21 protein-coding genes are annotated in these 19,678 nt (G+C 67.0%); 16 read left to right on the top strand and 5 right to left on the bottom strand.

Annotation, left to right across the window (positions count from 1 at the left end; translation table 11 throughout):
- The first annotated feature begins 54 nt into the window (after positions 1 to 54).
- On the top strand, positions 55 to 486 hold the full coding sequence (locus tag AC0IW9_RS12585) for a hypothetical protein (protein ID WP_471648595.1): 432 nt from the start codon (positions 55 to 57) through the stop codon (positions 484 to 486).
- Between the two features lie 157 nt (positions 487 to 643).
- Complete coding sequence (locus AC0IW9_RS12590; RefSeq protein WP_471648596.1) at positions 644 to 1,750, top strand: chymotrypsin family serine protease; 1,107 nt, start codon at positions 644 to 646, stop codon at positions 1,748 to 1,750.
- Between the two features lie 211 nt (positions 1,751 to 1,961).
- Here the strand turns inward: AC0IW9_RS12590 and AC0IW9_RS12595 are convergent, their stop codons facing one another.
- The gene (locus tag AC0IW9_RS12595) at positions 1,962 to 2,945 is read right to left on the bottom strand and encodes an IS1595 family transposase (RefSeq protein WP_471648597.1); all 984 of its coding nucleotides are present in this window, start codon (positions 2,943 to 2,945) and stop codon (positions 1,962 to 1,964) included.
- A 109-nt stretch (positions 2,946 to 3,054) separates the two neighbouring features.
- Between AC0IW9_RS12595 and AC0IW9_RS12600 the strand changes: the two genes are divergently transcribed.
- The 4 genes from AC0IW9_RS12600 (at position 3,055) to cuyB (ending at position 6,311) form a co-directional block, all read left to right on the top strand.
- Entirely contained in the window at positions 3,055 to 3,303 is a 249-nt protein-coding gene (locus tag AC0IW9_RS12600; RefSeq protein WP_471648598.1) for a helix-turn-helix domain-containing protein, read from the top strand.
- Positions 3,304 to 4,166: 863 nt separating this feature from the next.
- Positions 4,167 to 5,081 carry a helix-turn-helix domain-containing protein gene (locus tag AC0IW9_RS12605; RefSeq protein ID WP_471648599.1) on the top strand — a complete coding sequence of 305 codons (915 nt, stop codon included), beginning with the start codon at positions 4,167 to 4,169 and terminating at the stop codon, positions 5,079 to 5,081.
- A 128-nt stretch (positions 5,082 to 5,209) separates the two neighbouring features.
- Positions 5,210 to 5,563, top strand: coding sequence for a hypothetical protein (locus tag AC0IW9_RS12610; RefSeq protein WP_471648600.1), 354 nt, complete (start codon positions 5,210 to 5,212; stop codon positions 5,561 to 5,563).
- 40 nt (positions 5,564 to 5,603) lie between these two features.
- A complete protein-coding gene (cuyB, locus tag AC0IW9_RS12615; protein ID WP_471648601.1) occupies positions 5,604 to 6,311 on the top strand; it encodes a cysteate racemase in 708 nt (235 codons plus the stop codon).
- A gap of 3 nt (positions 6,312 to 6,314) precedes the next feature.
- On the opposite strand, the gene AC0IW9_RS12620 is transcribed toward cuyB, so the two are convergent.
- Entirely contained in the window at positions 6,315 to 6,563 is a 249-nt protein-coding gene (locus AC0IW9_RS12620) for a hypothetical protein (protein ID WP_471648602.1), read from the bottom strand.
- Between the two features lie 169 nt (positions 6,564 to 6,732).
- Entirely contained in the window at positions 6,733 to 7,809 is a 1,077-nt protein-coding gene (locus AC0IW9_RS12625) for a tartrate dehydrogenase (RefSeq protein WP_471648603.1), read from the bottom strand.
- A 111-nt stretch (positions 7,810 to 7,920) separates the two neighbouring features.
- On the opposite strand from AC0IW9_RS12625, the gene AC0IW9_RS12630 reads away from it, so the two are divergent.
- On the top strand, positions 7,921 to 8,895 hold the full coding sequence (locus AC0IW9_RS12630) for a phosphoribosylaminoimidazolesuccinocarboxamide synthase (RefSeq protein WP_471648604.1): 975 nt from the start codon (positions 7,921 to 7,923) through the stop codon (positions 8,893 to 8,895).
- Here the strand turns inward: AC0IW9_RS12630 and AC0IW9_RS12635 are convergent.
- Both AC0IW9_RS12635 and AC0IW9_RS12640 read right to left on the bottom strand, forming a co-directional pair.
- Complete coding sequence (locus AC0IW9_RS12635; RefSeq protein ID WP_471648605.1) at positions 8,813 to 9,772, bottom strand: protein-methionine-sulfoxide reductase heme-binding subunit MsrQ; 960 nt, start codon at positions 9,770 to 9,772, stop codon at positions 8,813 to 8,815. The two genes, AC0IW9_RS12630 and AC0IW9_RS12635, sit on opposite strands and share 83 nt — an antisense overlap.
- Positions 9,773 to 9,813: 41 nt before the next feature.
- Positions 9,814 to 10,746: a mitochondrial fission ELM1 family protein gene (locus tag AC0IW9_RS12640; protein ID WP_471648606.1), complete on the bottom strand. Its 933-nt coding sequence runs from the start codon at positions 10,744 to 10,746 to the stop codon at positions 9,814 to 9,816.
- Between the two features lie 60 nt (positions 10,747 to 10,806).
- On the opposite strand from AC0IW9_RS12640, the gene AC0IW9_RS12645 reads away from it, so the two are divergent.
- The 9 genes from AC0IW9_RS12645 to AC0IW9_RS12685 form a co-directional block, all read left to right on the top strand.
- The gene (locus AC0IW9_RS12645; RefSeq protein WP_471648607.1) at positions 10,807 to 11,526 is read left to right on the top strand and encodes an orotate phosphoribosyltransferase; all 720 of its coding nucleotides are present in this window, start codon (positions 10,807 to 10,809) and stop codon (positions 11,524 to 11,526) included.
- A 3-nt stretch (positions 11,527 to 11,529) separates the two neighbouring features.
- The gene (locus AC0IW9_RS12650) at positions 11,530 to 13,209 is read left to right on the top strand and encodes a peptide ABC transporter substrate-binding protein (RefSeq protein WP_471648608.1); all 1,680 of its coding nucleotides are present in this window, start codon (positions 11,530 to 11,532) and stop codon (positions 13,207 to 13,209) included.
- Positions 13,210 to 13,348: 139 nt separating this feature from the next.
- Positions 13,349 to 14,122, top strand: coding sequence for a tetratricopeptide repeat protein (locus tag AC0IW9_RS12655; RefSeq protein WP_471648609.1), 774 nt, complete (start codon positions 13,349 to 13,351; stop codon positions 14,120 to 14,122).
- 137 nt (positions 14,123 to 14,259) lie between these two features.
- Positions 14,260 to 16,386 carry a TonB-dependent receptor gene (locus AC0IW9_RS12660; protein WP_471648610.1) on the top strand — a complete coding sequence of 709 codons (2,127 nt, stop codon included), beginning with the start codon at positions 14,260 to 14,262 and terminating at the stop codon, positions 16,384 to 16,386.
- 4 nt (positions 16,387 to 16,390) lie between these two features.
- Positions 16,391 to 17,074 (top strand): Fe2+-dependent dioxygenase, encoded by a 684-nt coding sequence (locus AC0IW9_RS12665; protein ID WP_471648611.1) that lies wholly within the window; start codon positions 16,391 to 16,393, stop codon positions 17,072 to 17,074.
- Positions 17,071 to 18,231: a PepSY-associated TM helix domain-containing protein gene (locus tag AC0IW9_RS12670; RefSeq protein WP_471648612.1), complete on the top strand. Its 1,161-nt coding sequence runs from the start codon at positions 17,071 to 17,073 to the stop codon at positions 18,229 to 18,231. Before AC0IW9_RS12665 ends, AC0IW9_RS12670 begins: the two co-directional genes overlap by 4 nt.
- On the top strand, positions 18,228 to 18,911 hold the full coding sequence (locus tag AC0IW9_RS12675; protein ID WP_471648613.1) for a MotA/TolQ/ExbB proton channel family protein: 684 nt from the start codon (positions 18,228 to 18,230) through the stop codon (positions 18,909 to 18,911). The genes AC0IW9_RS12670 and AC0IW9_RS12675 overlap by 4 nt, the downstream gene beginning before the upstream one ends.
- Complete coding sequence (locus AC0IW9_RS12680) at positions 18,908 to 19,384, top strand: biopolymer transporter ExbD (RefSeq protein WP_471648614.1); 477 nt, start codon at positions 18,908 to 18,910, stop codon at positions 19,382 to 19,384. The genes AC0IW9_RS12675 and AC0IW9_RS12680 overlap by 4 nt, the downstream gene beginning before the upstream one ends.
- Before the next feature lie 2 nt (positions 19,385 to 19,386).
- Positions 19,387 to 19,678, top strand: a 292-nt coding sequence (locus tag AC0IW9_RS12685; RefSeq protein WP_471648615.1) for a hypothetical protein, incomplete at its 3' end; no start/stop codon positions are given.

Genomic DNA, 19,678 nt, shown 5'->3' on the forward strand with positions numbered 1-19,678 from the left:
ATGTAAACCTATTGCGTTGGCTGTACCATGTGCGTTCTCATTTGGAGGCGCCCGGTGGCCGATCAAGTTATGCCTGCTTTGATCAAACGCCGTGCCGAGTTGGCAGGTGAGTTGGAGAAGGCTCAGGGCCACGTCCAGCAGCTTCATGCGGACCTAGCCAGCCTAGACGCTGTGATCCGCCAGTTCGATCCTGACTATCCTGTAGGCAATATCCGTCCGAAGTACCGCCGAGCACCAGCTGCGGCGGAGCATGGCGCCATGAGCCGGACGGTGCTGGATATCCTACGACGGACTGGCGAGCCGCTATCGGCCGCCGAGATCGCGCAGCGGGTCATTGCTGAGCGGGCGCTGAATGCTGGAGACAAGGGCCTCCGCAGCCTCATGGTCAAGCGCGTGGGGATGGCGCTGCGGTACCAGCGGACGAATGGGATGGTGGCAGAATTCCGGGGGGAAGGTTCAGAAGTCCGGTGGCAAATCGCATCCTAGCCTGTAGCCGTTACGCCTTCGTTGAGTACAATTCAGCGCTGTATCGTCGGAGTTGGGAAGTGGGTCCCCCTGGACGGGATGGGAAACGGCGTTAGTTTAGTGTTGAAATGCGTGGCTGGGCTCGGAATAAACCCCCTCAGCCTACAGGGAACGGGCAATGGCATCCGCAAAAAGAGTTGCAGACTTGTTGGTCTACGAATTTATGAAAAATGGCAACTTTTCGGCTGCCGCCGGACCTATCAACCCGGCTGATTTGTTTCCAAATGCTGTTGCTATCGCTGCCGCAGAAGACACCCTCGATGAGGGTGTCGGAGAGGATGAACAAGGATCGTTTTCAAATATTGAGGTTCAAGCGGTAGGTTTTGAGGATGGTATCGAAGATCCTAAAGTCCATATATATTTGCGTCGCGGCTCCTTAAAATTAATCAGCGGGCTTCCCAAGAGCGTCAGCAATGTTCAGGTGCGAACGCATCGGATGGACCCAGTTTTTGTAAAACCCGATGCGGTTTCGGCAAGCAATCAACGTGGCCACATTTTTATTCGCAATGACCGAATTTGCTGTGGCACCTCCTGCGCTCCCACCTCGGAGCAAATCTCCGGAACCTTCGGGGCAGTTGTTAGAAAAAACGGAGATGAGAGTTTATTCATACTATCGAATAATCACGTATTCTCTGGTTGCAACCATACGCCGCCTAACCAGCCCGTGTTAGCGCCGAGCAATGGTGACGGGCGACCCAACGCGCCTGCGCCGAGAGAGATCGGCCGTCACAGTGACATGACTGAGCTGCGAACAGGTGACCCAAACTTTGTTACTCCTTGCGATCTGGATATAGGTCTCTGCCGAGCGACAAATCCGCGGATCATCACTTCTTGGCAGGGCGATGCTTCAGAAGGCTTCGACACGCCCGGTACGGCCGCTGCACCGGTGTCTTTGATGAGAGTAAAGAAATTTGGGCGGTCGACAGGATTGACGTTCGGGACTGTAGAAGCTAGGCTTAGGCGTTTCACGCCTATCACGTATACGGCGAGGAACTTCAAAGGAATTGTGTGGTTCAAGGATATCTGGACCGTAAGGGCTGATGAGGGTGATCATTTCGCCATCGGCGGAGACTCTGGTAGCCTAGTCGTTTCAGAGGATGAAACTCAGGCGGTTGGGGTTGTGTTCGCTGCGGACACAAAGGGGAAAATCGCTTTCATTCTACCAATGCCCAAGGTCATGGCTGCATTTGGAGGATTAGAGCTTGTCAGCGGGCTCAATGTCTGAGAGCGAAGTGGAACGAGCGGCCGATGTCTTAGATGCCCATTTGAGAGATGAACCATGGTTCATTTCTACTGGTGTGGGTAAGACATTGGAGGGGTATGCGATCTACCTTTATTCCAGAAACGCAAAAGGGCCTCGATCCAAAAAATTGGGGGACTCTTGGATGGGCGTGCCTTTAGTGCTTCGGGTTACTGGTGGGGTTAGAAGGTTGACGTTAGAGGCGCGGTTCGCCTAGTTGGCGACCTTGCCAGTATCCCGCCCACACCCGTGAAACAGGGTGCCCAAGCGCCGCAGCCACCATCAACTGATGCAGTCCTCCATTTGGCCGGCGCCGGTTATCTTCCCGCCAAGCAATCTCGACGGCATAGGCGGCGAGGTACTTGCCGCTAATGTGGTGGTGCTGGCCAAGCTCTGCGCGGCGTAGGCGGGAGAAGTAGCTTTCCGCCTGGTTGGTACACGCCCCGTCAAGGCTATAGGCTACCGAGTGGTTGATCCGCTTCACGTCAAAATAGGCGTGCAGTTTGTCCCATCCACTAGCCTCGTCCGCATGCACCACTGAGCTGGGCGCCACGGTTTGACGGATCAGGTTGATGGCATCCGCTTCTTTGGCCACCACAAAGGGTTGCGTCCTACCGGCTTGGCCCCGCTCGCGGGCGACGACCACGGACTGACGCTTGCCGGTCCGCTCCTCAAGCAACCGCCGGTCCTTGCGGTCTTTCTTTTCGTTTTCCTGCTTAACGTGCCCGCCGAAGTAGGCGCCATCCACTTCCACCACACCGGAGAGCTGTGCACCGATCTGCTTGGAGGCGATCGCTTCCCGCAGCTTGTGGGCCAGCACAAACGCCGTCTTGTACTGCACGTCGAGGTCGCGGCCGAGTTGGAGGGCCGAAATGCCCTTTACCGCGTTCACAAAGATGGCGATGGCGGCGAGGTAATCCCGGATGGCCAACTTGCGGCTGGCGAAGATGGTCCCGCTGGTTACGCTGAACTGGTGACCGCACGCCTGGCACTTCCAAATGCGTCGGGCCGCGTAGGTGTAAACTGCCGTGCACCCGCAGCGGGGACAAAAAGCCTCGCCGCCGTTGTCCGCAAACCGGATCGCCACGAACGCCGCGTGCGCCTGGTCGTCGCTCATCTGCAGGATGCCCTTGAGGCTTAAGGTCCGCGCCTTGGCAGAAAGGAGGAAATGCTGGCCCACGATACGCCTCAACGATTTCCGTTGAGGTCAGTTATATCCATGGAAAGCCATGACGTCTACGTTTTTCGTTGACCTTGCTTTGTGCCGTTGGTCCCTTTAGCGTGACCTCATGTTGTCACCCGAACAGTGCCGTGCCGCTCGCGGCTGGCTAGATTGGACACAAGAGGAATTGGCCAAGCGAGCTGGCGTCTCGCTCAGCACCGTGCGGGATTTCGAGAAGGGGCGGCGTGCGCCAATCCCTAACAACCTCGCTGCACTACGAAGCGCGCTAGAAAATGGTGGGGTTGGCTTGCTTTTTGACGAAGCAGGAAAGCCGGCCGGCATCGGATCGAGAGACGCTGGCCGGCAACCTGACTAGAACCCAAAGTCGGGCTGGTTATCGTTGGCATAGGTCCGGAGCCGGGAACTCGGCAACGGGATCGGATAGGCCGGTGGAAATAGCCTGCCGTGAAGGATGGCATTCACGGTCGAGGGGTGTAGCCCGATCACATCCGCAGCTTGAGCCTGTGTCCATCCCATAGTGCCTACGGCCCAAAGAGCATGACAGGCTTGGCGGAAGGTGGTCCGCTTTCGGCGCTTCGGGCCGAACACGTACACTCCGCTGCGATACATCGGCGCGGGAAAGGGGGCGCGCTGAAGGCGCCGGGACGAGATTGGAAACGCGGGCATGCTGGACTCGCTCTTGTGAAGAGATTGAGAGGGCAACCAGCTTGCAGACATCTCGGATGCATGGCATCTTTCTCTCGTTCTCGCGAGAGAACGCTGTCTGCTAGCTGTAGTGGGCGGGCGACAGTCGTGTGCTGAGCCGGGGGTGCCTCGCGGCTGTAATCCGCGAGTCCCGGTTCAGTCCAGTTTGGTTTGAAGTTAGCTTTTGTCTGAGGGAGGACCGCCAGCTAACGCTGGGCAATCCTCCCTCCCTGTCAGAAGTTATCTTCTCATATCCACCTCCCCGCGCCGTTCCGCGTCGTTGGGGTTGCACATACCGTTGGGGGTTGGCGCCACACCGTGCCCCTTCGGATCTTTTGGAACCGCCCAGCGATCACTCGCTGGGCGGTTTCGTTTTGTTCCGGCGCCATATGTGGCCGGTCCGGAACAGAGATTATCAAACCCTCTCGGGATGGGGCAACCCACATTTGATGGCCGGCATAACTTTCCTAAACGACCACTATCATGGTGGATAAGGGTGGCGAACTGCCGTAAAACATAGGCGGAGGTTTAGTCGTGCCGATCTTTCCGCCCGAACTAGCCGCGCTTGAGGACGAAGCATCCGAGCTTCGCTCCACGCTCGGACACCTGACGCAGGAGCAGGCTAGGATTGAGGACGAGGTAGCTCGTATCCGAGGGCGGCTGGGCGCGGTGCTGTTCGAGGTGGCACGCATCTATGCGGACGGCGGCCAAACATCATCGGCGGCAAATCCATTTCTACCGGCAACGCAGGACGCCACAGGCGCTTCCGAGAAGCAGTCTTACGACAACGCCAAGACAGCAGTTCAGGTCGTGATCGAGATTTTGCGAGAGGCCGGTAGGCCGATGCATACGGCACTTCTCCTGGCCGAACTTCAAAAGCGCGGCGTTATGGTCCAAGGCCCCGCACCGCATTATCGTTTGGCAAAGTGGCTCTCAAAACACCGGGGCGAAGTGAAAAGTAGCCGAGCGGAAGGCTGGCGACTGGCTGACTGGCCCGAGCCACGGCCAGGCGTAAGGGAACAGCTAGCTCTCCTGCGCCAGAGCACTTCAGCCCAGATAGCGAACAATGCAGCGATCGCTTCTGACCCGAAGACGATCAATCGAGGGTTCATCAAGAACCTCGACCCGGTCCGACATCACGAACGGACATTAGAGGGTTTAGCCGCAGCTCGGGCACGGGGCGTCCGCGGTGGTCGCCGCCCGTCGATACCCCCGGAAAAGTGGAACGAAGTGAAACGTTTGCTGGCGGGTGGCGCGAGCTTTCGAGCAGCTGCCGCTCAGACTGGTATTAGCAACAGTTCAATCCAGAAGCGTGCATCCTCGCTGTTGGCGGAAATGGATGAAGAGTGGGCGCAAAATGGTCAGTCAGCCTCGGCCGAAGACACGGCGGATGGGGTCAGTTCTGCCTGTGATGATCCTTTGCCGACCAACGAACCCAATCGGGAATGACTTGACTTGAGAGCTGTGCCGCCAAAGTTAGAATTGATGAAAATCACTTACATCAGTGGTTTTGGTGTGCTTGCTACCTAATACCGGATATCCTCTGCATCGAGGCCTGTTCCTCGCTGCAAAACCTCTTGGACAAGCGGTCGCGCTTCTCCCCGACCACCTCCTCGCTCATGGCCTATTGCCCGCTCGACTGGCTGCTCGGCCCGGCGCAGGCGCCGAATCCGACGCCGCGCTGGCGCCTCATCCGCATCCTCAAGGCGGAGCCGAGCCAGCCGCTGACCCTGCCGGTCCGCGACATCCGCGTCGTCTTCGGCCTGAAGAACCGCCACTACGAGGGCTTCGCCCGCAGCCAGGTCGCCCAGGCCCATGAGTTCTACTGCCCGATGGAGGCGCTGATCGCCGAGGATGGGCACGAGGACCCGGACATGCGGGCGCTGATCTCCCGTGCCAGTGCCACCGCCAACTTCATGTGGCTGCCGTGATCGGGCAGGATGCGGCCATCCGGATGAGGAATGGCAAGGCGTGACACCAAGACTCGGCGTATTGGGCGGGATGGGTCCCCTGGCCAGCGCATCTTTCATGCTGCGGCTGACCCTGCTGACCCGCGCCGAGCGCGATCAGGATCATATCCCCGCCGTGCTCTGGTCCGATCCTCAGGTGCCAGACCGCACCGCCGCCCGCACCGCCGGCGGCGAGGACCCCCTGCCCGCCCTGCTGCGCGGCATTCATGGGCTGGAGGCCGCCGGCTGCGGCGCCATCGCCATCCCCTGCAACACCGCGCATGGCTGGTACGGCGGCATGCAGGCGGCGACCGCGCTGCCCATCCTGCACATCGTCACCGCGACCGGGGATGAGCTCGAGCGCCTCGGCATCGCCGGCGGACCGATCGGCGTGATGGGCACCGCCGGCACCCTGGCCATGCGGCTTTATCAGCAGGGGCTGGAACGGCGCGGCTGGGATTGCCTCGTGCCGGATGCCGCCGAGATGGCGGACCGGGTCACGCCGGCGATCGATCGGGTGAAGGCGAACCGGGTGGCGGAGGCCTATGCGCCACTGGCCGAGGTCGCGCGGGCGCTGATGGCGAGGGGTGCGCGGGCGGTCGTGCTGGGCTGCACCGAAATCCCGCTCGGCATCGCGGCGGGCCCTGCCTTGCCCTTCCCGGTCGCCGATAGCATCGATGCCCTGGCGCGGGCGGCAATCCGCTGGGCGGGCAAGCAGGCGGCGGACTGAGGCTCAGTCGCAGTCGCAGCCATTGGTCGGGCCGCTCTCGCCGCGGACGACGTGATGGTCGATCCACTCCGCCACCAGCCGGCGCGCTTCCTGGATCGAGGCTTCCGGATGATGGACGCGATAGAGGGTCGTGCAGGCGCGGAAGGACGACAGATCGGTATTGCCCGTCTCCCGCAGTTCGCGGTAGGCGGTCACGACAGCACGTTCGCAACGACGCCCTATGATGCCTACGTCGATGTCGATATGGCCCATCCGGCAAATCCTCCAGTTGCGAGCAAGTTGAGAATCACTCGCAACAAGAAGTCATGCTAACGACGCGGCGCCTGTCCTTCAAGTGGACTTCGGCAAAATGCCGTGGCCGTGCCTGAAACCATGCCGGCGGCAACCCGTCCTGCGAGCCCCGCCGCCAAGGTTCGGTCAGCTAGGCACGGCCGACCGCTTCCGCCAGGGCCTTGCCCACATCCACCGTCCCGGCCTGGCCCCCCATGTCCCGGGTCCGCGGCCCGCCCTCGCTCAGCATCTTCTCGATGGTGGTGACGATGGCATCCGCCGCCGCCTTCTCCCCCAGATGCTCCAGCATCATCGCGCCGGACCAGATCTGGCCGATCGGATTGGCGATCCACTTGCCGGCGATATCCGGCGCCGAGCCATGCACCGGCTCGAACATGCTGGGGTAAGTCTTCTCCGGGTTGATATTGGCGGAAGCCGCGATGCCGATGGACCCCGCCACGGCCGGCCCGAGGTCGGAGAGGATATCGCCGAACAGGTTGGAGCCGACCACCACATCGAACCAGTCCGGATGCTGCACGAAATGGGCGCAGAGGATGTCGATATGGAATTGGTCCGTGGTCACGCCCGGATAGTTCTTCGCCATCTCGGCGAAGCGCTCATCCCAGTAGGGCATGGTGAAGGTGATGCCATTGGACTTGGTGGCGCTGGTCACCTTCTTGCGCGGCCGGGTCATCGCCAGCTCGAAGGCGTATTTCATCACACGGTCGGTGCCGATCCGCGTCAGGATGGACTGCTGGGAGACGAATTCCCGGTCCGTGCCGGGGAACATCCGGCCGCCGACCGAGCTGTACTCGCCCTCGGTATTCTCCCGCACCACGTAGAAATCGATATCCTTCGGCCCGCGATTCGCCAGCGGCGTGGTGGCGCCCGGCAGCAGCTTGCAGGGCCGCAGGTTCACGTACTGGTCGAATCCCCGCCGGATCGGGATCAGCAGGCCCCAGAGCGAGACATGGTCCGGCACGCCCGGCCAGCCGACCGCGCCGAGGAAGACGCTGTCCGACTGCTTGAGCTGCTCCAGCCCGTCGTCCGGCATCATCTTGCCGGTCTTCGAATAAACCTCGCAGGACCAGTCGTAATGCACCAGCTCCAGGTCGAAGCCGAAGCGGCGGGCGGCGGCATCGAGCACGCGGAGCCCCTCGGGCGTGGTTTCCTGGCCGATGCCATCGCCGGGGATGACGGCGATGCGGTAAGTCTTGCGGGTGCTCATGCAGGGGTCTCCTTGCCGGCACCATGGCCCAGAGCTGTTTCCGGCTCAACCAGGGGCGACGCGGCGCGCCATAGGCTATAAGCCCCGGATCACCCGATCAGGACCTTCCGGATGACCAGCACCGCCGACCTCGCCCCCTATGCCGACCATGCGCTGCGCGAGGCGACGATCCCCGAACTGCCGAACCATTATCGCGGCAAGGTCCGGGAGAATTACGACCTGGCGGATGGCAGCCGCATCATCATCGCCACGGACCGGCTGAGCGCCTTCGACCGCATCATCACCGCGGTGCCGCTGAAGGGCCAGGTGCTGACCCAGATCGCCCGCTTCTGGTTCGACCGGACGGCCGACCTCTGCCCCAACCACGTCCTCGAATATCCCGACCCCAACGTGCTGCGCTGCCGCCGCCTGACCATCATGCCGGTCGAGGTGGTGGTGCGCGACTACCTCGCCGGCACCACCTCCACCGCCATCCTGACCATGTACAAGGCCGGCCGGCGGGAGATGTACGGCCACCGCTTCCCCGACGGCATGCAGCCGAACCAGAAGCTGCCCGAGACCATCCTGACGCCGACCTCCAAGGCCTTCGATGCCGGTCACGACGAGGAGCTGACCCCGGCGCAGATCGTCGAGGGCAAGCTGCTGACCCAGGCGCAATGGGACCGGGTCAGCGAATTGGCCTTGGCGCTATTCGCCCGCGGCCGGGACGTCGCCGCCGAGCGGGGTCTGATCCTGGTCGATACCAAGTATGAATTCGGCTTCGACGAGGCCGGCGAGATCATCCTGGCCGACGAGATCCACACTCCCGACAGCAGCCGCTACTGGTTCGCCGGCAGCTACCCGGAGCGCTTCGCCGCCGGACTGCCGCCGGAAAGCTTCGACAAGGACTTCGTCCGCTCCTGGGTCGTCGCCCGCTGCGACCCCTACAAGGATGACCTGCCGGTGGTGCCGGCCGAGATCAACCTCGAGGCCGCCCGGATCTACATCAGCGTCTTCGAGACCATCACCGGCCAGCGCTTCCCGCTGCCCGACCCGGCGCTGCTGGTGCTGGAGCGGATCCGGGCGAACCTCGCCCGCTATTTCTGAGCCGGACCCAGCCCGGAAAGGCCAGCAGCGGCGCGACCACGGCGACGACGGCCACCCAGACCGCCGGGCGCAGGCCGAAGGCGATATCGAGGTTGGCCTCCAGGATGCGCTGCGCTGGCAGATTGGTCGCCAGCGCATACCAGGCGTATTCCAGCCCGGCCGCCGCCAGCCCCGCCGCCGGGGCCAATAGCAGCAACGCCAGCGGATGCTGCTGCGCGCCCCGCGGCAGCAGCCGCCAGAAGACCAGCCAGGCGAAGACGCCGGCCGCCAGCACCGCCTCCCACAACTGCGACTTGGACTGCAGGAAGAAGTGGAAGACGCCCAGCGCGGCAATCCCGAAGATCACCCCATGCAGCCGCTTCCAGCGCCGGCCGAGCTTGCGCATCCAGCCATCGGTCGAGGTCCAGCCCAGCGCCACCAGCCCCAGCAGCGCGACGAAGCCGATCGTCAGATAGAAGCGCAGCACGATCTCGGTGGCGATCCGCGGCAGGATGAAATTCTGGTCCGCCGCGTAGAGCACCAGATGCAGCAGGCCATAGCCCAGGGTCGCCAAGCCCAGCATGCGCCGCAGCCCCAGCACCTGGGGCGAGGCGAGGATGCGGCCCAGCGGCGTCACCGCCAGGGTCACCAGCAGCAGCCGGATGGACCAGAGCCCGATCTCCTTCAGCGCCGCCTTGGCCGGCTCCGGCCCCAGATCCTGCATCGCCCCCTGTCCCGCCAGCCACAGCGCCGGGGCGAGGACCAGGGCCAGCACCAGGGCCCGGAGCGTGGAGAATCGCCCCGCCCGGTCCAGCCAGGGCCAGGGGAAGGGCATCGGCCGGGCGCGCGGGTTGCGCGGCATCGGCGGGAAGGCAGTCTGGAGGATGGCTTGCAGCATGCCCCTCACTTCGCCCCGGGGCGGCTTTCGGTAACCCCCGCTCATGCCCAACCCCGCGCGAGGATGGCGGCAGCGACCCGTGCGGCCTCGTCCAGCGGTGCCCGCGGGAAGGCAGCGGGTGCCGCGCTCAGGGGCCGCGCCTGGCCGGCGGCATAGAGGCTCTCATGCAGCCGCCGATGCCGCGCCCCGAGGCCGCCGGGATCGGCGACGAAGACCGGCACGGATGTCGCCAGCGCCTCCGACAGCATGGAGACGCTGTCGCCGGTGACCACCACCGCATCCGCCCAGGCGAGGAAACCGGCGAAGGGATTGCCGCCCGCATCGCCCCAGCGGTACAGCCGATGCGGCAGCCCCGCCAGGGCGGCGGAAAGCGCCTCCGTCGCCGCCGCGCCGGTACGTCGGCTGGTGGTGGCCAGCACGCTGCCGGCGAAGCCCGCAACCTGGCTGCCGATCGCCGCGGCGGTTGCCGGATCCATCCCCTCCGCCCGCACCTTGCCGCCGACCAGCAGGGCGACCCGCGGGCCGGGCAGGCGCTCCAGCGGCGCCCAATCCAGCCGGGCCGCTGCCAGCCGGGCCGGCGACATGCGGTGGCAGGCGCCGAGGATGGGCAGGATATTGGCGGCCTCCCCCACACGGTCGTGCCGGCCGAGCACCAGCAGGTCGAAGCGACGGGCGCCGAAGCCGGGCCGCATGCAATGCACCGTGCGGGCGCCCTTCCCCGCCAGCCACAGCGCCACCGGCCCGGCCCGCCGCCCGGCCGAGATCACCAGCCGCGGCCAGGGCGGCCGGACTTCCCGTCGCGCCGTACCGGACAGCCCGGCGAGGCTCGGCCAGGGCAAGGGCAGCCGGGCCAGCGGGCCCCAGGCCAGCGGCACGACCCGGAACGGCAGGCCCAGCCGTTCGGCAATTCCCAACGCCTGCGCCGCCGTGCCGGCCCGTGGATCGGCCAAGACCCAAACATCGGCTTCGGTCATGGACGCGCCGCCGCGCCCCGGTTACGGATGCGCCAACCGCCGCCGGCAGAGGAATGCGCCATGGCCATGCAACATGCTTCCGATTGGGACAGGGACGCCGCGCTGACGACGGCACGCATCCTGCTGGAGATCAAGGCGGTGAATTTCCGCCCCGAGGAGCCCTATACCTTCACCAGCGGCTGGAAGAGCCCCGTCTACATCGATTGCCGCAAGATCATCTACTTCCCCCGCGCCCGGGCCCGCATCTGCGAGCTGGCGGTGGAGAAGATCGGCCGCCACATCGGCTATGAGACGATCGATGCGGTGGCCGGCGGCGAGACCGCGGGCATCCCCTTCGCCGCCTGGATCGCCGACCGGATGATGGCGCCCATGGCCTATGTCCGGAAGAAGCCCAAGGGCTTCGGCCGCAACGCCCAGATCGAGGGCGACGTGCCCGAGGGCAAGCAGACCCTGCTGGTCGAGGACCTGACCACCGATGGCGCCAGCAAGATCGCCTTCGCCCAGGCGCTGCGCGATGCCGGCGCGCTCTGCAACCATACCTTCGTCGTCTTCTACTACGGGGTCTTCCCCGGCAGCTTCGAGACGATGAAGGCCATGGACCTCAACCTGCATCACCTCTGCACCTGGTGGGACGTGCTGGAAGTGTGCCGGGAGCGGCCGTACTTCTCCGAATCGGCGTTGAAGGAAGTGCGCAAGTTCCTGGAGAACCCGGTCGGCTGGTCGCAGTCGCATGGCGGGATCGGCAGCCTGGCGGAGGCCAAGCCGAAGGGAATGGACTGAACCATGCCCCCGCGTCCCCGGCTGCTGGCCCTGCTCGGCCTGGCCTTGGCCATGCCGGCCGTCATCCGGTCGGCCGATGCCCAGCCGGCGGCGCGGGACAGCCTGACCATCGGCATCATTCAGTACCCCTCCACCTTCCATCCGAATTTCGATGCCATGGCGGCGAAGTCCTATGTCCTCGGCTTCGCCCGCCGCCCCGTCACCGCCTATGGCCCCGACTGGCAGCTCGCCTGCATGGCCTGCGAGACCCTGCCGACGCTGGAGAACGGCGGCGCCGTGCGGGAGACCACGCCGGAGGGCAAGCCCGGCCTCCGCGTCACCTGGCGGCTGCGCGAGGATGCCCGCTGGGGCGACGGGACCCCGGTCACCACCGCCGACCTGCGCTTCGCCTACGACGCCGGCCGCAGCGCCGAGACCGGCATCGGCCCGGCCGAGTTCTTCCGCTCCGCCTATACGATGGAGGTCGCGGATGCCCGCAGCTTCACCCTGCATTTCGACCGGGTGACCTTCGACTTCGCCTCGCTCGGCGATTTCCAGCCGCTGCCCGCGCATATCGACCGCGCCCGCTGGGAGGCCGAGCCGCGCGCCTATCGCAACCGCACCGCCTATGACACCGAGACCACCAACCCCGGCCTCTGGTCCGGCCCCTATCGCATCACCGCGGTCCAGCCCGGCGCCGGGGTCACGCTGGAGCGCAACGAGGCCTGGCGCGGCCCCGCCCCCGCCTTCCGCCGCATCCAGGTCCGCACCATCGAGAATACCGCGGCGATGGAGGCGCAGCTCCTCGCCGGCCAGCTCGACATGGTGGCCGGGGAGTTGGGCCTGCCGGTGGAACAGGCCGCCGCGCTGGAGCGCCGCACCGGCCAGCGCTTCCGCATCGAATACAAGCCCGGCCTGATCTACGAGCATCTCGACCTGCGGCTGGACCAGCCGATGCTGGGCGATCGCCGCGTCCGCCAGGCCCTGCTGCTGGCGCTGGACCGGGCGCAGATCGTCGCCAGGCTCTTCGAGGGCCGCCAGACCGTGGCCCATACCGGGGTCAATCCGCTCGACCCCATGCACGACCCGGCGACGCCGGACTGGCCGCATGATCCCGCCCGCGCCGCCGCCTTGCTCGACGAGGCCGGCTGGCGCCCCGGCCCGGACGGCATCCGCCGCAATGCCGCCGGCGAGAAGCTGAGCTTCGAGTTCATGACAACCGCCGGCAACCGTGCCCGCGAACAGGTGCAGCAGGTGATGGCCGCCATGTGGAAACAGGCCGGCATCGAGGCGCGCATCCGCAACGAGCCGCCGCGGGTGCTGTTCGGCGAGACCCTCTCCCGCCGCCGCTTCACCGGCGCGGCGCTCTTCGCCTGGATCAGCTCCCCCGAGAACGTCCCCCGCACCACGCTGCATTCGGAGGAGATCCCGACCGAGGCGCGCAACTGGTCGGGCCAGAATTACGGCGGCTACCGCAACCCGGCCATGGATGCATTGCTGGAAGCCCTGCCGCAGGAACTGGACCGGGAGAAGCGCCGCGCCCTCTGGTCCCGCTTCCAGGCGATCTTCGCCGAGGACCTGCCGGAGCTGCCGCTCTGGTTCCGCGCCGATGCCCATATCTGGCCGCGCTGGCTGGAGGGGATACGCCCGACCGGCCACCTCAACCCAACGACCCTCTGGGTGGAAGACTGGAAGGTCCGCTGAAGGTTCCAACAGGCTGTGCTATTGCGAGTTATTCGCATATGAATTAGCCTGATCCCCTGTCTCGGGATCATTCCACCATGTTTCTGCCCGCATCGGCCGCCCCCGCGGCCCGGCGGCCAGGTCACGCCGGCATCGGCTGATGCGCGCCACGCTCCCCTCGCCCCGCGGTCCTGCGCCCCTGTCCCTCGACAGGCTGCAGGCCGCGACTCCGGCCGAGTTGCAGGCCGCCTTCAACGGCGAGCCGGTCGAGGCCGCGCGCTGGATCGCCGCCGCCGCCCGCTATGGCATGGTCGAGGCGCAATTGCTGTTCGGGCAGATCCTGTTGGATGGGCGCGGCCTGCCGGCCGACGCCGTCGCTGCCCGCGGCTGGTTCCGCACCGCCGCTTCGGCCGGCAACCATGCCGGCCTCAACATGCTCGGCCGCTGCCATGAGCTGGGCTGGGGCGGCCCCGCTGATGCCGGGGCCGCGCGCGACTGCTACGCCCGTGCCGCCGAGGCCGGCTACGACTGGGCCCAGTACAACCTCGCCGCCATGCTCTGGCGCGGCGCGGGCGGCCCGCGGGATGCCGCGGCAGCGCTCGGCTGGTATCGCCGCGCCGCCGCCCAGGGCCATGCCAAATCCCTGAACATCCTGGCCCGCTTCCTGGAGGAAGGCTGGGAGACGCCGGCCGATCCCGCCGCTGCCGCCCTGCTCTATCGCCGCGCCGCCGAGGCCGGCGATTTCCGCGGCCAGTTCAACCTCGGCACCCTGCTGGCGGCACGTGGCGAGACCACCGCCGCCGCGCAGTGGTTCCGCCGCGCGGCCGATGGCAGCCCGCCCGGCTTCCTCGCCAGCATGGCCGAACGCCTGGCGCGGCGGCCGGAGCCGGAGCTTCAGGCCATCGGCCAGGCCATCGCCGGACGCCTCGCCTGATGCGAGCCCGCCTGTCGCCGACCGGCCACAACGACCGGGCGCGTGTATCGGCCGGCCACTCTGCGTTACGATTTGCTATTGCGAGTCATTCTCATCTTGCTTATCGAAGCGGCAACGCAGTCGGGACTCAATCAACGATGTCGCTCCGCCAGACCATGACCCGCATCGAACCCAGTCTCGGCTTCGCCAGCCTCGGGCTTCTCGCTGCCAGCGTGCCCAGCGCGGCGCAGACGCCCCCCGCCGCGGACCTCGCCCTGCCTGAACTGAACGTCGCCACCGAGGCGCCCTCCAGCTATCGCGCCGGCGCCAACCAGCCTGTGGTGCGCCTGCCCACCACCGTCGCCGATGCGCCGCAGACCATCTCCGTCGTCCCCCGCGCGCTGATCGACGAGCGCGCCGGCACCACGCTGCGGGAAGCCCTGCGCAACGTCACCGGCATCAGCTTCGCCGCCGGCGAGGGCGGCGCCTCGGGCGACAACCTCACCCTGCGCGGCTTCAGCGCCCGTGGCGACTTCTTCATCGAGGGCCTGCGCGACGTCGGACAATATACCCGCGATCCCTTCTACCTCGACAGCGTCGAGGTGCTGAAGGGCCCCTCCTCCATCCAGTTCGGCCGCGGCTCGACCGGCGGCGTCATCAACCAGACCCTGCGCCTGCCGCAGGCGCGCAACTTCGGCGAAGTCAGCCTGCAGGGCTACTCGCCGGCCGGCGTCCGCGCCACCAGCGACGTCAACCTCTACGCCGGCACCGTGGGCGTGCGGCTCAATACCATGGCGATGACCCAGCAGATCGCCGGGCGCGACCATGTCGAGAACAGCCGCTACGGCATCGCCCCCTCGGTCACCTTCGGCCTCGGCACCAATACCCAGTTCACCGTCCACTACCTGCACCAGTACGAGAACAACATCCCCGACTACGGCCTGCCCTGGCTCTTCGGCCGCCCGGCCGCGGTCCGTCGCGGCAACTACTACGGCACCGCCGGCGTCGACCATGAGCGGCTGACCACGGATGTGCTGACCGCCCGGCTGTCGCACCGCTTCAGCGACGAGGTCACGATCCGCAACACCTTCCGTTTCTCCAACTACGACCGCGACCTGGATGCGACCGCGCCGCGCTTCAACACCACGCCGACCCGGCTGGCGCAGATCCCGACCACCACGGTCCTGCGCGAGGCGCAATTCCGCGACGCGACCGACACCGGCTACAACAACCTCAGCGAGCTGGTGCTGAACTTCCGCACCGGCGCCTTGCAGCATTCGGCCATCATCGGCGCCGAATTCGGCCGCGAGATGAACCACACCACCCGGTACTTCGGCCCCCGGCCGAATGCCAACCTCTTCTTCCCCAACTACTTCGACGACACCAGCAACCTGGTCCGCACCCTGCGGTCGCGGGTGAGCGTCACCTCGGACAGCGCCGCCGCCTTCGCCGTCGACCAGATCAAGATCGGCGAGATGTTCGAGGTGCTGGTCGGTGGCCGCTTCGACCATTTCTCGACCGACTACCGCAGCTTCCTCGACAACCAGCGGCTGAAGGGCAACGACAACCTCGCCAGCTACCGCGCGGCGCTGGTCTTCAAGCCGATCCCCGGGCTGCGGACCTACTTCTCCACCGGCACCTCCTTCAACCCCTCGGGCGAGTTCCTCACGCTGACGGCGACCACCGCCGACCTGGCGCCGGAGCGCAACCAGAGCTATGAGATCGGCGCCTCCTACGACATCGCCGGCCGCGTCGAGGTGAAGGGCGCCGTCTTCCGGCTCGAGAAGGAGAATGCCCGCACCACCGACCCGGCGACCGCGATCACCAGCCTCGCCGGCAACCAGCGCGTCGATGGCTTCGAGGTCTCGATGCTCGGTCGCGTCACCCAGAACTGGAATCTGCTCGCCGGCTATACCTACCTCGATGGCCAGATCGTCCAGAGCAAGGTGCCCGCCGAGGTCGGCCGCAACATCCCGAATACGCCGCGCCATACTGCGACGGTCTGGTCCACCTACGACCTGCCCTATGACCTGACCGTCGGCGGCGGCGCCTTCTACGTCGATGGCCGCTATTCCAACACGACCAATACCAACTTCGCCCCGGGCTATACCCGCTACGACGCCTCGCTCGCCTGGACCCCGAAGGAAGGCGGCTTCCGCGGCCTCCGCGTCCAGCTCAACGCGCTGAACCTGACCGATCGCCGCTACTACGACCAGGTGACGGGCGGCCAGGTGGTGCCAGGCGCCAGCCGCACCTTCATCGCCACCGTCGCCGCCCGGTTCTGACCATATGCTGCTGCAACTGCCCGAAGTCCTGACCCCCGAGCAGTTGCTGCAGGCACGCGCGCTCCTGGCGCGCGCGCCCTGGGTCGATGGCCGCGTCACCGCCGGCCATCAATCCGCCCAGGTGAAGGACAATCTGCAGATCCCCGAAGGCTGCGCCGAGCACAAGGCGCTCGGCGAGATCGTCCTCGCCGCGCTGGAGCGCATGCCGCTCTTCATCTCCGCCGTGCTGCCGCTGAAGGTCTTCCCGCCGCTGTTCAACCGCTATGACCCCGGCATGACCTTCGGCGCGCATGTCGACAACGCCATCCGCATCCTCCCCGGCCATGGCGGCCGCATCCGCACCGATGTCTCCTGCACCCTCTTCCTCAGCGACCCCGGGAGTTACGACGGCGGCGAGCTGATCGTCGAGGATACCTATGGCGAGCAGCGGGTGAAGCTGCCGGCCGGCGATGCGGTGATCTATCCCTCGACCAGCCTGCACCGCGTCGCGCCCATCACCCGCGGCTCCCGCCTCGCCAGCTTCTTCTGGGTGCAGAGCATGGTGCGCGACGACGGCCAGCGCAGCCTGCTCTTCGACCTCGACATGGCCATCAACCGCGCCCGCGGCGACCTGCCGGCCGGCCATTCCTCTCCCACGGAGCTGACCGCCGTGTACCACAACCTGCTGCGCCGCTGGGCCGACGCATGAGTGCCGCGATCCAGGACGGCGCCGTCGCCCGGCGCGGCATCAGCCTCACCCGCGTGCTGCTCCTCACCCATCGCTGGGCCGGGCTGGTGCTCGGCCTCGTGCTCGTGGTCATCGGCGTCACCGGCAGCATCCTTTCCTTCCAGCGCGAGATCGACGCGGCGCTGAACCCCGGCCTCTACCGCGCCAGCGGCCCGGCCGATCCGGCGCTGGGCTATGCCGAGATCCTGCGCCGCGCCGAGGCCGCGACCGGCCGTCCGGCCGGCAGCATCCGCCCGCCCGACGCGGTCTGGCCGGTCTGGATCGTCTCGCCGCCCCGGATGCGCGGCGGGCCGCCCGCGGCCAGCGCCTACCTGGACCCGGCGACCGGTAACCTGCTCGGCGAACGCGATGCCCGCGGCAGCTTCATCGCCACGACGCGGCAATTGCACGACACCCTGCTGCTGCGCGAGTGGGGCGGGCATGAGGCGGTGGGCTGGCTCGGCGTGCTGATGCTCCTCTTCTCGCTCTCCGGCATCTGGCTCTGGTGGCCGAAGCAGGGCTCGCTCGGCCGCGCCCTGGTCACCATCCGCCGGCGGCCGAGCGTCGTCTTCAACCTCGACCTGCACCGCGTCATCGGCATCTGGATGGCGGTGGTGCTGGCCGTCGTTTCCTTCTCCGGCGTGGTGCTGATCTTCCCCGCCTGGTTCCGCCCCATGCTCGGCATCGCCGCGCCGGAGCAGGCAGCGCCCGCCCCGCCGCGGCGGGAGCCGATGCAGCTCGATGCCGATGCCGCCGCGGCCGCCGCCCTGGCGCATCTGCCCGGCCAGGTCGTCACCGGCGTGCTGCTGCCGACCCGCCAGCGCCAGGCCTGGCAGGTCACCACCCGCCCCGCCGATGCCAGCACCGAGGTCCGCGCCCGCAGCTTCATCACCATCGACCCCTGGTCCGGTGCGGTGCTGGAGGAACGCGGCCCCCGCACCCGCGGCGCCGGGGAGGAAGCCATGGCGATGCAGCGCTGGCTGCATGGCGGCGCCCTGCTCGGCTGGGGCGGCCGCATCCTCGTCTTCCTTTCCGGCCTCGCCATGCCGGTGCTCTTCGTCACCGGCCTCGCCGCCTGGCTGCTCCGCCGCCGCAACCGCCGCCGTCTGAAGGCCCGATCCCAGGAAATGCCCGCATGACCAATGGCGCCGATTTCACCATCCAAAGCCTGCTGCTCAACGCCGACCCCGTGGTCCAGGCGGTGATGGCCGCCCTGGCGCTCGCCTCGCTCGCCTGCTGGGCGGTCATCCTCGAGAAGGCCGTGCTCTTCCGCCGGCTCAAGCGTGAAGCCCGCAGCCTCGTCGCGCTCGCCGATTCCGGCAGCATCATCGCGCCCGAGGGCGAAGGTCTCTCCGGCGCCGTGCTGCGCGCCGGCCTGCCCGAATGGCGGGAAGGCCGCGATACCGGCGAGACTGCCGGCGAGTTCCGCGACCGGCTGGAGCGCGCCATGCGCGGCGCCGTCACCGCCACCCTGCGCAAGGCCGAGCCCGGCCTGCCGTTGCTGGCGACCATCGGCTCGGTCAGCCCCTTCGTCGGCCTCTTCGGCACCGTCTGGGGCATCATGCACAGCTTCTTCGGCATCGCCGCCAAGCAGGATACCGGCCTCGCCACGGTGGCGCCCGGCATCGCCGAGGCGCTGTTCGCCACTGCCATCGGCCTGGTCGCCGCCATTCCCGCCGTCATCGCCTACAACCGCTGCAGCGTGCAGCTGTCCCGCATCCGCCAGGAAGCCCAGGGCGCCGCCGCCAGCCTCGCCAGCCGGCTGGCCCGCCGCCCCGCCATCGCCGGCGGCCGCCGCAGCGCCGGTGAACCCGCATGAGCATGGCCCCGCTCGGCAACCTCGACGACGACGAAGCGAGCCCGGTCTCCGAGATCAACGTCACCCCGCTGGTCGATGTCATGCTGGTGCTGCTTGTCATCTTCATGGTGACGGCGCCGATGCTGACCGCCGGCGTCGCGGTGGACCTGCCGCGCACCGCCGCCGCGCCGCTCAGCCCGCCGCAGCCGCCGCTGGAGCTTTCCCTCACGCGCGAGGGCGGGCTCTTCCTCGGCCAGGATGCGGTGCCGGAGGCGGTGCTGGAGCCGCGGCTCGCCGCGCTGCACACGGAATCGCCGGATCGCGCGCTGCATCTCCGGGCCGATCGCGGCATCGAATACGGCGAGGTGCTGCGGGTGATGGGCCTGGTGCAGCGGGCCGGCATCAGCAAGGTCGCGCTCGTTTCCCTGCCCGGTTCGGAAGCCGCGCCCGCATCACCTCCCGCGCCATCGCCCGCCCCGGCACGAGGCCCCTGACCATGGCCCGCATCCGCCACATCGCCTGGATCGCCTCCGGCGCCCTCCACCTCACCGCCGCCGCCGCGGTGCTGACCGTGCCGGCGCCGCCGCCGGTGGAGGATGCGATGCCGGTGATGCTGCTGGAGATGCCCGTCCCCACCGCGCCGGAGCCCGAGCCGGAGCCGGTGCCCGAGCCGCAACCCGTCGCCGCCCCGGCGCCCACGCCGCCGGTGGAAGCACCGCCCGAGCCGCCGCCGCCCCAGGTGGTGGAAACCCCGCCGGAGCCGCCCACCCCCGTCGCCGCCGTCGAGC

It is taken from the genome of Belnapia sp. AC561 (assembly GCF_979252845.1).